The 15,621-nt window shown below is 70.4% G+C and carries 7 protein-coding genes; 6 read left to right on the top strand and 1 reads right to left on the bottom strand.

Annotated features, from left to right (window positions below):
- Positions 1 to 97: 97 nt before the first annotated feature.
- Positions 98 to 1,105 carry a LacI family DNA-binding transcriptional regulator gene (locus ACN6LD_RS37980; protein WP_445045534.1) on the bottom strand — a complete coding sequence of 336 codons (1,008 nt, stop codon included), beginning with the start codon at positions 1,103 to 1,105 and terminating at the stop codon, positions 98 to 100.
- A gap of 356 nt (positions 1,106 to 1,461) precedes the next feature.
- Here ACN6LD_RS37980 and ACN6LD_RS37975 point away from each other — a divergent pair, with 356 nt between their 5' ends.
- The 6 genes from ACN6LD_RS37975 to ACN6LD_RS37950 all read left to right on the top strand — a co-directional run bounded on the left by ACN6LD_RS37975 (position 1,462) and on the right by ACN6LD_RS37950 (position 15,429).
- The gene (locus tag ACN6LD_RS37975; RefSeq protein ID WP_445045539.1) at positions 1,462 to 4,299 is read left to right on the top strand and encodes a family 78 glycoside hydrolase catalytic domain; all 2,838 of its coding nucleotides are present in this window, start codon (positions 1,462 to 1,464) and stop codon (positions 4,297 to 4,299) included.
- Positions 4,300 to 4,318: 19 nt separating this feature from the next.
- Entirely contained in the window at positions 4,319 to 6,718 is a 2,400-nt protein-coding gene (locus tag ACN6LD_RS37970; protein ID WP_445045533.1) for a glycoside hydrolase family 3 N-terminal domain-containing protein, read from the top strand.
- A 36-nt stretch (positions 6,719 to 6,754) separates the two neighbouring features.
- Entirely contained in the window at positions 6,755 to 8,308 is a 1,554-nt protein-coding gene (locus ACN6LD_RS37965; RefSeq protein ID WP_445045532.1) for a family 43 glycosylhydrolase, read from the top strand.
- On the top strand, positions 8,305 to 10,446 hold the full coding sequence (locus tag ACN6LD_RS37960) for a beta-galactosidase (protein WP_445045531.1): 2,142 nt from the start codon (positions 8,305 to 8,307) through the stop codon (positions 10,444 to 10,446). The genes ACN6LD_RS37965 and ACN6LD_RS37960 overlap by 4 nt, the downstream gene beginning before the upstream one ends.
- An 8-nt stretch (positions 10,447 to 10,454) precedes the next feature.
- Positions 10,455 to 12,962: a glycoside hydrolase family 2 TIM barrel-domain containing protein gene (locus ACN6LD_RS37955; RefSeq protein ID WP_445045530.1), complete on the top strand. Its 2,508-nt coding sequence runs from the start codon at positions 10,455 to 10,457 to the stop codon at positions 12,960 to 12,962.
- A 70-nt stretch (positions 12,963 to 13,032) separates the two neighbouring features.
- Positions 13,033 to 15,429, top strand: coding sequence for a glycoside hydrolase family 3 N-terminal domain-containing protein (locus ACN6LD_RS37950; RefSeq protein WP_445045529.1), 2,397 nt, complete (start codon positions 13,033 to 13,035; stop codon positions 15,427 to 15,429).
- The last annotated feature ends 192 nt before the right edge of the window (positions 15,430 to 15,621 follow it).

Here is a 15,621-nt window from a genome sequence, read left to right as displayed (position 1 = left end):
CCCCCCTCCCCCCCCCCCCCCCCCCCCCCCGCCACTGCCCTTCAAGGCAGGCAGTGCACCGTTGCACGCAACGCCTCGTCTCCGGCGACCACCGCTCTCACCTGCATCGCGAGGGCGCCGCACTGGTGGCGCGCACGACCAGACGTGGCGCCACGACGTAGTGAACGGGCTGAGTGCGGCCGTTCACCCGCTCCAGCAGCAGCCGCGCGCTCATCTGACCGGTCAGGTGGCCGGACTGGTCGATCGTGGTGAGGGCGACCCGGCCGATCGCCGAGGCGTTGATGTTGTCGTATCCCGTCACGGTGAGATCTTCGGGAACCCTCAGGCCACGCTCCTCCGCCGCCCGCAGGACACCGAGGGCCGCGATGTCGGCGCCCGCGAAGATCGCGGTCGGCGGACTCGGCCGGTCGAGGGCCTCGACCGCCGCCAGGTACCCGCCCTCCTCGGTGTAGGAGGTCTCGATGACGTCCGGCTCCAGGCCGCGCCGTTTCATGGCGGCCACGTAGCCGTCGCGGCGTGCCGTGTGCGCGAGGACGAAAGGCCTCTTCAGCCCCCCTGCGGGGTGGCTGGTATGGGCGATGCTCCGGTGCCCCAGGCCCACCAGGTGGTCCACCATGAGCCGTGCGCCGCCCCGGTCGTCGTCGACAACGGTGTCGAAGTGGGCGGCGCCGCCATGCCTCGCCACCACCACGGCCGGAATCCCCGATCCGAGTTGCTCCAGCCAGGCCGTGTCGATCTGCGGAGTGATGATCACGAGTCCGTCGACCTGCCTGTCCACCAGGGCCTCGATGCTGCGCTGCTGGCGTGGGGCGACGAGGCCACCGGTGATCAGGATCTCCTGGTACGGACTGGGATCCAGCTCGTCCGTCACCCCTTCGACGATCTCCGGCTGGAACGGGTGCGAGAGCGCCGCGAGCATGACACCTACGGTGTAGGAACGCCCCCGCATGGCCCGCGCACCCGCCTGGGGGCGGTAGCCCAGCAGTTCGATCGCGGTGGTGACCTTGACCCGCATCTCCGGACTGACCCCGTAGGCGTCGCGGAGCACCTTCGACACGGCGGAGACCGAGACGCGCGCTTCCTTCGCGACGTCCTGGATCGTCACACGCCGCGCCCCGGAGGGCCGTGGCCCGTCCGAAACCCGTCCCGATTCCGGACGCGTCCGCCGTTCGCCCGATGTGCTCATGTCGCCCCGCAGGCCGGCGTCAGCAGAGCTGTTGTCCATTCGCGCCATGCTACAAGCGCTTCTGTAGATCGCTGCCTCACAGATCGATGCCTTTCGACGTATCACCAGGTCCTTGACACAAGTTCAGAGCGGTCCATACGCTCCCGATAGTAGAACGTTGCACACCGCCGGCTCGTCACGCCACCTCGTCCGAGGCGTGCGAGCGTTCCCGAGCAGAGCGCATGTCCGCCCGCGCCGGGCCCGGTCACCAAGTGCTTGAGAATCTGGAGACCCGCATGGTCGTGGCTGCCGCCCCCTCCCCTCCCCGCTTCGAACACTTCACCGACGCCTCCCCGATACGCGGTGTCGGAACCGGCTCTCCCCGTCTGTCCTGGTCGGTCCCCAGCGCCGACACCGGTTACGAACAGACGGCGTACGAGATCGAAGTGACCCGCGGCGGCACTGCCGAGAGATACCGGACCGGCAGCACGGAACAGGTCCTCGTGCCCTGGCCCGCACGACCGCTCACGTCCCGGGAGTTCGCGGCCGTACGCGTGCGCGTCGCCCACCAGGAGGAGTGGAGCGGCTGGAGCGGACGCGCCGTCGTGGAGGCGGGCCTGCTTGACGCCGGCGACTGGACGGCGTCCTTCATCAGCCCGGTGGGCCTCGGCGGCCTGCGCATGCCCGCGCCCGTGCTTTCCGGCAAGGTCCACATCCCCGGCGATGTCCACAAGGCCCGCCTCTATGTCACCGCGCGGGGTCTGTACGCCGGCACGGTCAACGGTCTGCGGGTCGGGGACGCCGTCCTCACCCCGGGCTGGACGGCGTACGCCCACCGGCTCCGCTATCACACGCACGACGTGACGGAACTCGTTCGCAGCGGCGACAACACGCTGGACTTCCTGCTGGGCAACGGCTGGTACCGGGGCCGCCTCGGTTTCCGCGGCGAGCGCGCGCAGTACGGCGACCGGCTCGCGCTGCTGGCGCAGCTCGAGGTCACCACCACCGACGGCCACGTGCACGTCCTGGCCACGGACGGCTCCTGGACAGCACGCGAGAGCGAGGTCCTCGCCGATGACCTCTACGACGGCCAGCGCACCGATCTGCGCCGCCGGGGCCGCGGCTGGCGGCCGGCCACGGGCGCGGTGGAGGTCGTCGAGGGCGACCTGAACCTGCTCGTCGCACCGGAGGGGCCCCCCGTCCGGGTCAACCACACACTGTCGGCCCAGAAGGTGTGGACCTCCCCCGCCGGGCGCACTCTGGTCGACTTCGGGCAGAACACCGTGGGCTGGGTCCGGCTGCGCGTGCGTGGCCTGGCAGCCGGCGGCGAGGTCGTCGTGCGGCATGCCGAGGTGCTGGAGCACGGGGAACTCGGCACCCGGCCCCTGCGCTCGGCCGAGGCGACCGACAGCTACCTCGTGGCGGGCACCGGCGAGGAGGTGCTCGAACCCACGCTCACCTTCCACGGCTTCCGGTACGCGGAGGTGTCCGGGGTCACCGGTCTGCGCCTCGAGGACATCGAGGCCGTCGTGATCTCGTCGGACCTGCGACGCACGGGCTGGTTCCACTCGTCCGACGAACTCCTCAACCGGTTCCACGAGAACGTGGTGTGGGGCACGCGCGGCAACTTCGTCGACGTGCCCACCGACTGCCCCCAGCGTGACGAGCGGCTCGGCTGGACCGGTGACATCCAGGTCTTCACGCCGACCGCGGCCTTCCTCTTCGGCGTCGGCGGTTTCCTCGGCTCCTGGCTGGCGGACCTCGCCGCCGAACAGCGGCCGGACGGGTCCGTGCCCTTCGTGATTCCGGACGTCCTGTACGACACCTCGCCGGCCGCGGCAGCCTGGGGGGACGCCGCCGTGGTGGTCCCCTGGGCGCTGTATCAGCGCACCGGCGACCAGGGCGTGCTGGAGCGCCAGCTGCCCAGCATGCGGGCCTGGGTCGACAAGGTGGCGGCCCTGGCGGGGCCGGAGCGGCTGTGGACCGGCGGTTTCCAGTTCGGTGACTGGCTCGACCCGTCCGCGCCACCGGAGGCGCCGGGGCGTGCGAAGGCGGACCCCGACGTCGTCGCCACCGCCCATCTGGCGCACTCCGCCCAGCTGGTCGCCGAGGCCGCCCGGGTACTGGGCCGCCATGACGAGGCCGACCGTTACGCGACTCTGGCCGAGGAGGTCCGCCGGGCCTTCAACCGCGCCTACGTCACCTCCACCGGCCGCGTTCTCTCCGACGCACCGACCGTGTACGCCCTTGCGATCGCGTGGGACCTGCTGCCGGACGAGGGGCAGCGCGAGCGGGCCGGCCGGCGCCTCGCCGACCTGGTGCGCGCCGGCGGCTTCCGGATCAGCACCGGCTTCGTGGGAACCCCGCTGGTCACTGATGCGCTGACGGCCACCGGACACGTCGACGTCGCCTACCGTCTGCTGCTGCAGACCGGCTGTCCGTCGTGGCTGTACCCGGTGACCATGGGGGCGACGACCGTGTGGGAACGCTGGGACAGCATGCTGCCCGACGGCAGTATCAACCCCGGTGAGATGACCTCGTTCAACCACTACGCGCTCGGCGCGGTGGCGGACTGGCTGCACCGCCAGGTGGCCGGTCTCGCCCCGGCCGCGCCGGGCTACCGCAGGATCCTGGTGCGACCGCGCCCGGGGGGAGCGCTCACCTCCGCGTCGGCTCGGCATGTCACCCCTTACGGGGAGGCCGGTGTCCAATGGGAGCGGGCCGACGGCGAGTTCCGGCTCCAGGTGCGGGTGCCGGTGGGGGCGACCGCCGAGGTGCGGCTGCCCGATGACTCCGACCCGGTCCAGGTGGGCCACGGCCAACACCAGTGGGTCGTCCCCGATCCCGTAGGCCTCCCGGCGGAGCCGACGGCCTTCCGCACGGTCCGGGACGTCCTGGACGATCCGGTTGCCTGGGCCGCTGTGGTCGGCGCGGCCGTGGAGACCGGCCTGGCTCCACAGGGCGAGACCCAGGTGGCTGCGGCGCTGGCCAGCCGGCTCGACGCCCCCGCTGCCGACATCGCCGCAGGGCTGGTTCCGCAGGACCTGCATCCCGGTGCGCAAGCCTTCCAGCACGCGGTGCGCACCATCCTCGATCCGGTCTCCGCCCGACGGCCCGGCGCCCTCCTCACGTAAGGCCAGGAGAACCTCGACCATGTCGAACCACAACCACCACGACGCCGGACTGCCCGCTGATGTGCGATCCGAGCTGTTGCTGCGGGAGATGACACTGGCGGAGAAGGTCGACCAGCTGTCCGCGGTGTGGCCGTGGAACCTCGTGCGGTCCGACGGCTCCGACGCGCAGGGCCTACAGGACGTGCTCAAGCGGGCGCCGGGACATGTCGCGGGCCTGACCGCCGACGATCCGCGACGCCTTGCACACCTGGCCGGAGCGATCCAGCGCCAGTACGTGACACGCACCCGGCTCGGCATCCCCGCGCTGATCCACCAGGAGGCTCTCACCGGCTTCATGGCCGGCGGCCACATGGTGTTCCCCACCGGGACCGGACTGGCCGCCTCCTGGAGTCCCGACCTGGTCGAGGAGATGGCGGACCTGATCCGCCGGCAGATGCGCCGGGTGGGTTTCAGGCAGGCCCTCTCACCGGTGATGGACGTCGCGCTCGATCCGCGCTGGGGACGGGTGCACGAGACCTACGGGGAGGACCCGTATCTGGCCGCCGCACTGAGCGTCGCCTACACCCGAGGACTCCAGGGCGAGGACCTGACCGAGGGTGTCATCGCCACCGCCAAGCACTTCCTGGGGTACGGACTCGCCTCCGGCGGTATCAACCTGTCCGCCTACGAGGGCGGCGCGCGACGCACCCGGGACCTGTTCGCCTACCCCTTCGAGGCAGCCATCCAGCTGGCCGGACTGCGCTCCGTGATGAACTCCTACGCGGACGTGGACGGGGTCCCCGCCGGCATCTCACGGGAGGTCCTGACCGACCTGCTGCGCGGCACGCTGGGTTTCGAGGGCTTCGTGGCGTCGGACTACACGACGCTGGAACACGTCGTGAACCGACAGCGTGCCGCCGCCACCCCCGCTGAGGCGGGACGTCTGGCCATCCTCGCCGGCCTCGACGTGGAACTGCCCAAGCCCTACGGCTACGGAGACACCCTCGTCGCCGAGGTGGAGCGCGGCGCCCTGAACGAGAGCGACGTGGACACCTGCGTCCTGCGGGTGCTGCAGGCCAAGTTCGAAGTCGGCCTCTTCGAGAACCCCTATCCCTCGGAGCGCATCGACCTGGACGCCACCGCGGTCGAGGGTGCGCGGCTCTCGCGCGAACTGGCCGGGCGCTCCGTGGTTCTCGCCAGGAACGAGGGCCTGCTTCCGCTGTCTCCCGGCGAACTGAGCGTCGCCGTCATCGGACCGCACGGCGACGTCACCGCCCCGCACTTCCCCACCTACACCTACCCCGCGTGGCGCGAGATGACGTTGCGCATGGCGCAGGGCGCTCTCGGCAACCAGATCGGCGTCGAGGCGGGCATGGACTCGTGGAACGACGTGCTGTTCCCCCCGGTCGACCAGGAAGGGTTCCTCCGGGAGCGCTACGGCGCCCGCACCCTCGCCGACGCCGTCTCGGACTTCGCGTCCACGGTGCTGGTGGAGGAGGGCAGCACGCTCACCCGGCCCCTCACCGCGGAGGCGGTCGACCGGGCGGTCGACGCCGCGCGCCGCAGCGACGTCGTCGTGCTCGCGCTCGGCGGAGCGAGCCTGTGGTTCACCGGCGAGCGCACCGAGGGCGAGGCGAGCGATTCGGCGGACATCTCCCTGCCGCCCGCTCAGGTCGCGCTGGCCGAGGCGGTGGCCGCCGCCGGCAAGCCCGTCGTCGTCGTACTCGTCCAGGGACGCGCCTACGCGCTGCCCGAGGCGGTACGGAACGCGCCGGCCGTCGTGATGGCGCCGTACGGCGGGCCGTTCGGGCCCAGCGCGGTCGCCGATGTGCTCTTCGGTGCCACCAACCCCAGCGGCAAGCTCCCCTACAGCGTTCCCCGGCACACCGGCCAAGTCCCCGTGTACCACCATCAGCCGAGCGGCACCGGCTACCGGAATTCGCTGCCGCCGGGCGTGGACCGGCTCTACCTGGACCTGGAGGCGACCCCGCTGTATCCCTTCGGCCATGGCCTGAGCTACACCGAGTTCGCCCTCGGCGACCTGTCGGGCGACACGGAGACCGGCACGGACGGAACCGCCCGGATCAGCGCGACGATCACCAATACGGGTTCCGTCGACGGGGCCGCCACCGTGCAGTTGTACGTGCGCGTGGGCGCCTCCGGTGTCACGCGGCCGGCGCAACAGCTGGCCGGCTTCAGCCGGGTCGAGCTGACCGCGAAGGAAAGCCGCCGCGTCACCTTCCGCCTGGCGGCCGCTCAACTGGGACACACCGATCTCGCACGCGACTTCGCCGTCGGCCCCGGACGGGTCGAGTACTTCCTCGGCCTCGACTCCGACGACCACCGGCTGAGCGGATCCTTCGCGCTGGTGGGCGAACCCCGGGTTCTGACCAGCGCGGAGAGGTCCTTCCTCTCGGAGGTCCATGTCGACCGTCCCTGAGCCCACGAAACCCGCACCCGCCGAAAGGCCGTCCTCATGACGTCCCAGCCGCAGCACCCTCCGGCCGCTCTTGCGGACTGGCCCAACCCCCTGATCCCCGGCTTCAATCCCGATCCCAGCTGTGTCCTCGTCGACGGCACCTACTACACGGTCACCTCGTCGTTCGAGTACCTGCCCGCGCTGCCGGTCTACCGGAGCACCGACTTCGTCACGTGGGAGCACATCGGCAACGTCGCCCCCCGCGAGGAGCAGGTCCAGCTCTCCGAGGCGCCGGCGAACGCGGGCGTATGGGCGCCCACCATCCGGTACCACGAGGGCCTCTTCCACGTCATCGTCACCGTGACCGCCAGCCCGCGCGGCTGTGTCGTGTTCACCGCGGCCGACCCCGCCGGCCCCTGGAGCGAGGGGATCTCCCTCGACGGCATCCTCGGCATCGACCCCGACCTGGCGTGGGACGAGCACGGCACCGCGTATGTCACCTACAGCGGCCTGCATCTGGATGGCGTCCGGGTGGTGTCGCACCGGGGCATCCTCCAGGCGAAAGTCGACCTGGCATCGGGCACGGTGCTGGAGGAACCGCGCGAGCTGTGGTCCGGCACCGGCCTGGTGGCCCCCGAGGCTCCGCACGTCTATCGCCGTGACGGCCAGTGGTACCTGCTGATCGCCGAGGGCGGCACCGGCTACGGACACGCGGTGAGCATCGCGCGCGGCCCCAGCATCGAGGGGCCTTTCGAGGGGGCACCGCACAACCCGATCCTGAGCGCCTCCGGCACCGACCGGGCCGTCCAGTGCACCGGGCATGCCGACCTGGTGCGGGGACCGCACGGCGGGGACCTGCTCGTACTGCTCGGCACCCGAACGGCCGGACGGACGTCCCCGCTCGGCCGGGAGACCTATGCGACCACCGTGGAGTGGGCCGACGGCTGGCCGTACGTGGCGCCGGTCCCGCACCACCCCCGCGCGGAACCGCTGGACGAGTACTTCGCGTTCACGGATCCGACGGCTCTGGCGGACCCCGGCTGGCTGTCGGTGCGCCGGGCGCCCGAGTCGGTTGCATCCCTGGGGACACTCCCCGGCCGGCTCACCCTCCGCGCGGAGTCCGGTGGCATCGACGCCTTCCGTCCGGACTTCGTGGGCCGCCGCCAGCGCCATGTGACCAGCGTCGTGGAGACCCGGATCGCCCCGGCCGACGGCAGGGGCGGACTCGGTATCCGTCTGGAGGAGGAGTCCACCATCGCCCTGGTCGCCGAGCGGACACCGGCTGGGAACACGGTCCGGGTCACGGCCCGGGCGGCCCTGCCGACACTGGTCAGTACCTGGAGCACCGAGGTGGCCGGTGACGAAGTCGTGCTCCGCATCTCCACGGAGGCTCCCCTGCCGGGCAGGGCGCCCTGGCTGCCGTCCGGCGACACCGTCCGGCTCGACGTCGTGGACGCGGCCGGCGCCGAGACACGGCTGGCCGAGTTCGACGGCCGGTTCTGGTCGGTCGAGACCTCCGTGCCGTTCACCGGCCGGATCACCGGCATGTTCGCCGAAGAGGGCACCGTGCACTTCGCCGACTTCCGCTACCACGGGGAGGCCGGCACATGACCGGGCTCCCGCCCCGGGTCCTGTTCGGCGCCGCCTATTACCACGAGTACTGGCCCGCCCACGGTCCCGAGGACCGGGGGCGGCAGCGGCTGGAGACCGACCTCGATCTGATGGCCGAGGCGAGGTTCACGGTCATCAGGGTCGGCGAGTCGGTCTGGTCGACCTGGGAGCCGGAGAACGGCCGCTTCGACCTCGAATGGCTCCAACCGGTGCTCGACGGCGCCCACGCACGCGGTATCGCCGTCATCCTGGGCACCCCGACGTACGCCGTACCGCCGTGGCTCACCCGCCTCTACCCGGAGATCGCGGGCGAACGGCGTACGGGTGAACGCATCGGCTGGGGCGCCCGCCAGGAGGTCGACTTCACCCATCCCGCCTTCCGGTTCCACGCCGAACGGGTCATCCGGAAGATCACCGCCCGGTACGCCGGCCACCCGGCCGTGATCGGCTTCCAGGCCGACAACGAACCCGGCCCGGAACTCCTGCACAACCGCAGTGTCTTCCAGCGCTTCGTCGACCATCTACGCGAGAAGTACGGCGACGTGGAGACCCTCAACCGCGAGTGGGGCCTGGTCTACTGGTCGCATCGGCTGTCGACGTGGGCCGACCTGTGGACGCCCGACGGCAACCTCCAGCCCCAGTACGACGTCGCCTGGCGTGAGTTCCAGGCCCGGCAGGTCACCGAGTTCATCCGCTGGCAGGCCGCCATCATCCGCGAGCACGCCCGCCCCGACCAGTTCGTGACCACCTGCATCGACTACGGACGCCCCGCGGTCGACGACGACGAACTGACCGACGGACTCGATGTCACGGCCGGCAACGCCTACTACGCAATGCAGGATCGCCTCGCGCATCCCGGCCCCGGGTCCCCCGAAGCGGGAGCCGGTGCACCGGACACGGAGGTCTGGAAGCTGTACCGGGCCGCGGACCGGATGTACTCCTCCCGCCAGGAGCCGTTCCTCGTCACCGAGACCAACGCCGGTGCGATGGGCGCGCCGTGGGACAACAGGCCGGGCTACGACGGGCAATGGCGACAGGCGGCCTGGACCCTGGTGGCCCGTGGGGCGCGGATGGTCGAGTACTGGCACTGGCACACACTGCACTTCGGCACGGAGACCTCCTGGGGAGGCGTCCTGCCGCACTCCGGCCGCCCTGGCCGTGTCTACGCGGAACTGGCCCGTATCGGTGCGGAGTTCGACACGGCGGGCCCGCTGGTCGCCGGAATCGAACCGGATGCCGACATCACGATCGTCTACTCGACGCCGAGCAAGTGGCTCATGCAGAAGTACCCGGAGCTCAGCACACCGGCCGGCGGGCCTGACTACGACGCCTACCACGGGTTCCTCGACCCGTTCTACCGCGGTGTTTTCGACGCGGGCCGTCAGGTGCGAATCGTCCACGCACGCCAGTTGCACGACCCGCGCGGAGAACGGGACGCAACCGCACCGGGCGAGGCAGTTCGACGCCACCCCGTCCTCGTCGTACCCGCCCTGTACACGGCGGACGACTCGACTCTCGACTGGCTGGCGGCCTACGCCCACGCCGGCGGCCACCTTGTCCTCGGTCCCCGGACCGGATACGCCGACCATGAGGCGCGAGCGAGACAGGAGCCTGCGCCAGGACGCCTGGCAGGGGCGGCGGGAGTGCGTTACAGCGAGTTCAGCAATCTTCTGCGGGACGTCCCGGTCCGCACCGCGCCCGGCAGTCCGCTCCACCTGCCCCAGGGTTCGACCGCGACCCGCTGGGCGGACGGTCTCACCGTCGACGACGCCGATGTACTCGTCGAGTACGACCATCCCCACTTCGGCCGCTGGCCGGCCGTCACCACCCGACGCCACGGCCGAGGCCGCGTCACCTACGCCGGTACCGTGCCCGGTCGTGCCATGGCCCGAACACTGGCCGGGTGGCTCGCGCCCTTGGCACGCAGCGGTTGGCGGGACCTTCCCGAAACGGTGACCGTGACCACCGGGACCGCCCCGGACGGGCGCCGGGTGCACGTCGTCCACAACTGGAGCTGGGAGCCCGTGCGGGTGGTCGCGCCGGTCGCACTGTCCGACGTTCTGGCGGGAGGGGAACTTCCGCAGGGCGCGACAGCGGAACTCGGCGCTTGGGACGTCCGGGTGTTCGCAGGACCGTGAGGCCCGCCATGACAGCCCCATCAACTCCGGTTCACACGCTCACCTACAGCAAACAGGTCACCATGACACGCATCCCGTTCAACGCCGACTGGACGGTGAAGCCGAAGGTCAGCGGCTTCTCCGACCTCATGGGCGGAGACGCCGCCGCACGGTCCGTCACTCTCCCGCACGACGCCATGCTGTCGCTGCCGCGCTCCGCAGCGGACAGCGAAGGACCCTCAACCGGCTACTACTCCGGCGGCGTGGTCGAGTACGGCAAGGAACTGTTCGTGCCCGAGGAGTGGCGTCACCGGCGCGTCACGGTCGAGTTCGAGGCCGTCTACCGGGACGCCATGGTCTTCGTCAACGGCTCCTTCGCCGGGCAGCGACGCAACGGCTACACCAGGTTCCGGGTGCCCCTGGACCCCTACCTGCGCTACGGGCAGACGAACACCATCCGGGTCGAGGCACGGGCTCACCAGGACTCACGCTGGTACTCGGGCCTGGGCATCCACCGCGACACCTACCTGCATGTGACGGATCTCGTGCACCTCGCCGCCGACGGCGTGCGGGTCCTGACATCGGAGGTGGACGACGAAGGGGCCGTGGTCGAGATCGTCACCACCGTCCGCAACGACGACCTCAACACCCGGACCGTGTCCCTCCACACCGAACTGCGGGACCACCAGGGCGTAGAGGTCGCGGCCGATGCCGCCCCCCTCACCATCATGCCCGCAACGACCACCGTGTCCCGCACCCGGCTCCATGTCCGCGAGCCCCACCTCTGGGGAGTCGAGAACCCCTACTTGTACCGGACGACGGTCGGGCTGCGCGAAGCGGACGCCGAAATCGAAACGACCACGGTGAACGTCGGCATTCGCACTCTCCGGCTGGATCCACGGCACGGACTACGGATCAACGGGCGGACCGTGAAGCTGCGCGGGGCGTGCATCCACCACGACAACGGTCCACTGGGCGCGGCGGCGATCGGGCGCGCGGACGAGCGCCGAATCGAGATCCTCAAAGCCGCCGGGTTCAACGCCGTCCGCAGCTCGCACAACCCGGCCGGATCCGCCCTGCTCGATGCCTGCGACCGGCTCGGGATGCTCGTCGTGGACGAGGCGTTCGACATGTGGTTCGAGGGCATGAAGCCCTTCGACTACTCCCTGGACTTCCCCGAATGGTGGGAGCGGGACGTGGAGGCCATGGTCGCCAAGTCCTTCAACCATCCCAGCGTGATCATGTACTCCATCGGAAACGAGGTCCCCGAGGCCGGTTCCGGGATGGGCGGCGCGCTGGCTCGTCGGATGGCGGAGAAGATCCACGCTCTGGACGGCACCCGCTATGTCACCAACGCGGTCAGCAGCTTCTGGGCCGTCAGCGCCGAGATCATCGACGATTTCAAGCAGGAGGTCTCGGCCCTGCACGCCCGTGGCGTCAACGACGTCATGAACGCGATGACGGAGATCTTCGATCGCATCACCACCTCGGAACTCGTCACCGAGCGAACCGCCGAGACGCACGCGGCCGTCGACGTGGCGGGTCTCAACTACGCCGAGGAACGGTACGCCTCCGACGGGAAGAGGTTCCCGAACCGGGTCGTCCTCGGCACCGAGACCAACCCGAGGAACATCGCCCGGATCTGGCCTCTGGTGCGGGACCTGCCGCATGTGATCGGAGACTTCACCTGGACCGGGTGGGACTACCTCGGCGAGGTCGGGCTCGGACGCACCGACTACACCGAGGACCCGGCGGTACACGGCGGCGGCGACCCCGACTACCCCTGGCTCCTCGCCTGGTGCGGGGACATCGACATCACCGGCCACCGCCGCCCCGCCTCCTACTACCGCGAGACCGTGTTCGGACTGCGGAGCGAGCCGTTCCTGGCCGTCTTCCGCCCCCAGCACCACGGCAAGCGCCGACTGGAGATGCAGTGGGCGTGGACGGACACGGTCGCGGGCTGGTCCTGGAACGTGGCACCCGGGTCTCCTGTCGAGGTCGAGGTGTACAGCGCCGCCGACGAGGTCGAGCTGCTGCTCAACGGCAAGCCGGTGGGCAGGCGGCCGGCGGGCCCGCAACACGAGTACCGGGCACGCTTCGACCTCGAGTACCACCCCGGTGAGCTGACGGCCGTCGCGTACGAGGCCGGTGTGGAGCGGTCACGGGTGAGCCTGCGTACGGCGGCAGACGTCCGCCTCGGCGTCGAGGCCGATCGCCGGTCGCTGACCGCGGACCACTACGACCTGGCCCACGTCACCATCGAGCTCCGTGACGACGACGGCAACCTGGTTCACGACGACGATCGTGTGGTGGAGGTCCAGGTCACCGGCTGCGGGGTGCTGCAAGGGCTCGGCAGCGCCCGGCCCGTCACCGAGGAGCGCTTCGACGCGGCACGACGTACCACCTTCGACGGACGCGCCCTCGCCGTCGTGCGTCCGACATCCCCCGGCCCCATCCGCGTCCTGGTCACCAGTGACGGGCTGGACCCTGTCGCGGTGGAACTCGAGGCGAGCGCCCCCGCCGAGGACGGGCGCTGACGCCGGGAAGCATGTCCTCTCACCCGGCGGCCTGTCCCGTACTCACATCCGACCGAAGGAACGGCACCCCATGCCCCGCGACGACTTCCGCGACGCCCGTCTGCCCGCCGACGAACGCGCCACGCGGCTGCTGCGGGAGCTGACGGTCGAGGAGAAGTGCCATCAGCTCGTCTCGGTCATGCCCTGGACCCTGGTGCGCGCCGACGGTTCGGACTCCTATGAGGCCGAGGAGTGGCTCACCCACCCGCCGGGGCACGTCGCGCAGCTGATCGCCGACACTCCGGTGAAGCTGGCGCAACTGGTGGGAAGCATCCAGCGGCAGGCCGTCGAGCGGACCCGGCTCGGGATCCCGGTGCTGTTCCACCAGGAAGCACTCAGCGGCTTCCTCGCCGGCGGACACATGTCCTTCCCCACCGGTACCGGTCTGGCGGCTGCCTGGAGCCCGGAACTGGTCCAGGAGATGAGCGAGCTGATCGGCCGCCAGATGGTCCGCACGGGCGTCCGGCACGCGCTGTCCCCCGTGATGGACGTGGCGCTCGACCCTCGGTGGGGCCGGGTGCACGAGACCTACGGCGAGGATCCGTACCTCTCCGCCGCGCTCAGCGTCGCCTTCACCCGCGGTCTGCAGGGAGACGACCTGAGCCGGGGCGTCCTCGCGACCGGCAAGCACTTTCTCGGCTATGCCGCGCCGGTCGGCGGCGTCAACACCTCAGCGTACGAGGGAGGCATGCGACAGACCAGGGATCTGTTCGCCTACCCGTTCGAAGCCGCGATCCAGCTCGCGGGCCTGCGCTCGGTGATGAACTCCTACGCGGACGTGGACGGCATCCCCGTGGGTGCCTCCCGGGAGGTGCTCACCGATCTCCTGCGCGATGTCCTGGGCTTCGACGGCTTCGTGTCCTCGGACTACACGACCCTGGACCAGCTGGTCGACCGCCAGCGGGTGGCGGACACCGCCGCAGAAGCGGCCTGCCTTGCCATCGCGGCAGGCCTCGATGTCGAGATGCCCAAACCGTACGGCTACGGGCACGTGCTCGCCGAGGAGGTCAGACAGGGCAACGCGGACATCGCCGACGTCGACATGAGCGTCTGGCGTGTACTGCGGGCCAAGTTCGAACTCGGACTCTTCGAGAGCCCTTACCCTGCCGAGCACATCGACGTGGCCGCGGTCGCGGCCGAAGGCACGGAGCTGTCACAAGAGCTGGCCAGGCGCTCGGTGGTACTGGCAAAGAACGACGGAGTCCTCCCGCTCGCCAGGGGCCTCAGGGCAGCGGTGATCGGACCGCACGCCGACGCGGCGAAGCTCCAGTTCGCGACCTATACCTACCCCTCGTGGCGCGAAGCGACGGATGCCGTGTTGGACGGCCAGCTCGGCAACATGCTCGGCACCGACGACGTCACCACTCCCTGGTACCGGGCGCTCGTCACGCCCGTCGACCCCGAACGGCTGGTCCATGAACGGTTCGGCGCCCGCTCGATCGTGGAGGAGATCACCGACTACGCCGGACAGGTAAGGACCGAACAGGGCACCACACTGACCGGGTCCCTGGGCGAGGACGCCGTCGCCCGTGCAGTGGAGATCGCCCGGGAGTCGGACGTGGTCGTCCTCGCCCTCGGCGGCGCGAGCCTGTGGTTCACCGGGCAGCGCACCGAAGGTGAGGCCAGCGACACGGCCGACATCTCGCTGCCGGCCGCCCAGACCCGGCTGGCGAAAGCCGTGGCAGCAACCGGCAAACCCCTCGTCGTCGTGCTGGTGCAGGGGCGCGCCTACGCCCTGCCGGAGGTGGTGCGGAACGCTTCGGCCATCGTCATGGCGTCCTACGGCGGACCGTTCGGCTCGAAGGCGATCGTCGAGGTGCTCTTCGGCGTGGCCAATCCCAGCGGCAAGCTGCCCTACAGCGTTCCCCGGCACTCCGGCCAGATCCCGGTCCACCACCACCAGAAGACCGGCTCGGGCTACCGCAGCCCGCTGCCACCGAGCGTCGGCCGGCACTACCTCGACCTGGAGGCCACACCGCTCTACCCCTTCGCGCACGGCCTGAGCTACACCGACTTCGCCCTCGACGACCTCTCACACGATGAGCGGATCGACACCGAGGGGACGGCCCGGATCGCCCTCACCGTCACCAACACCGGTGCGATGAGGGGAACCAGCGTCGTGCAGCTCTACGTCCGGGTCAACACCAAGGGCATCACCCGGCCCGCGCAACAGCTCGCCGGCTTCTGCCGGGTCGAGGTGGCACCGGGCGAATCCCGTCGGCTCACCTTCCGTCTCGCCGCCGCTCAGCTCGGCTACACCAACGTCGGCCGTGACTTCGCGGTCGAACCCGCTCGCGTCGACTTCTTCCTCGGCCTGGACTCCGACGACCGCCGCGTCGACGGCTCGTTCGATCTGGTGGGCAAGCCCCGCGTGCTCACGAGCGCCGAGCGGGCCTTCCTGTCCGAGGCGGTGGCCGAGCGTGTCTGAGACGTACGACTCCATCCGCCCGGGCCGAATCTGGTTCGACACTCCTGTTCGAGGATGGCGCCTACTCATCGAGTGGCGCGACGAGTGGCGGATCTAGGGCCTGTTCTGTGTCGGGATCAGGACTCGTGATCGACTGGGTGATGGCGGTCGTACTGGGTAGAAATTCCGTGTGCCGCGACGTGAATTGAGCGA

Source organism: Streptomyces sp. SAS_272 (assembly GCF_052543235.1).
Note: the sequence above shows the minus strand (reverse complement) of the source record. Positions and strands in the feature narration are given on the sequence as shown.

Coding starts and splice junctions, on each gene's coding strand:
- ACN6LD_RS37975 (WP_445045539.1), top strand. CDS start 1,462: ATGGTCGTGGCTGCCGCCCCCTCCCCTCCCCGCTTCGAACACTTCACC.
- ACN6LD_RS37970 (WP_445045533.1), top strand. CDS start 4,319: ATGTCGAACCACAACCACCACGACGCCGGACTGCCCGCTGATGTGCGA.
- ACN6LD_RS37965 (WP_445045532.1), top strand. CDS start 6,755: ATGACGTCCCAGCCGCAGCACCCTCCGGCCGCTCTTGCGGACTGGCCC.
- ACN6LD_RS37960 (WP_445045531.1), top strand. CDS start 8,305: ATGACCGGGCTCCCGCCCCGGGTCCTGTTCGGCGCCGCCTATTACCAC.
- ACN6LD_RS37955 (WP_445045530.1), top strand. CDS start 10,455: ATGACAGCCCCATCAACTCCGGTTCACACGCTCACCTACAGCAAACAG.
- ACN6LD_RS37950 (WP_445045529.1), top strand. CDS start 13,033: ATGCCCCGCGACGACTTCCGCGACGCCCGTCTGCCCGCCGACGAACGC.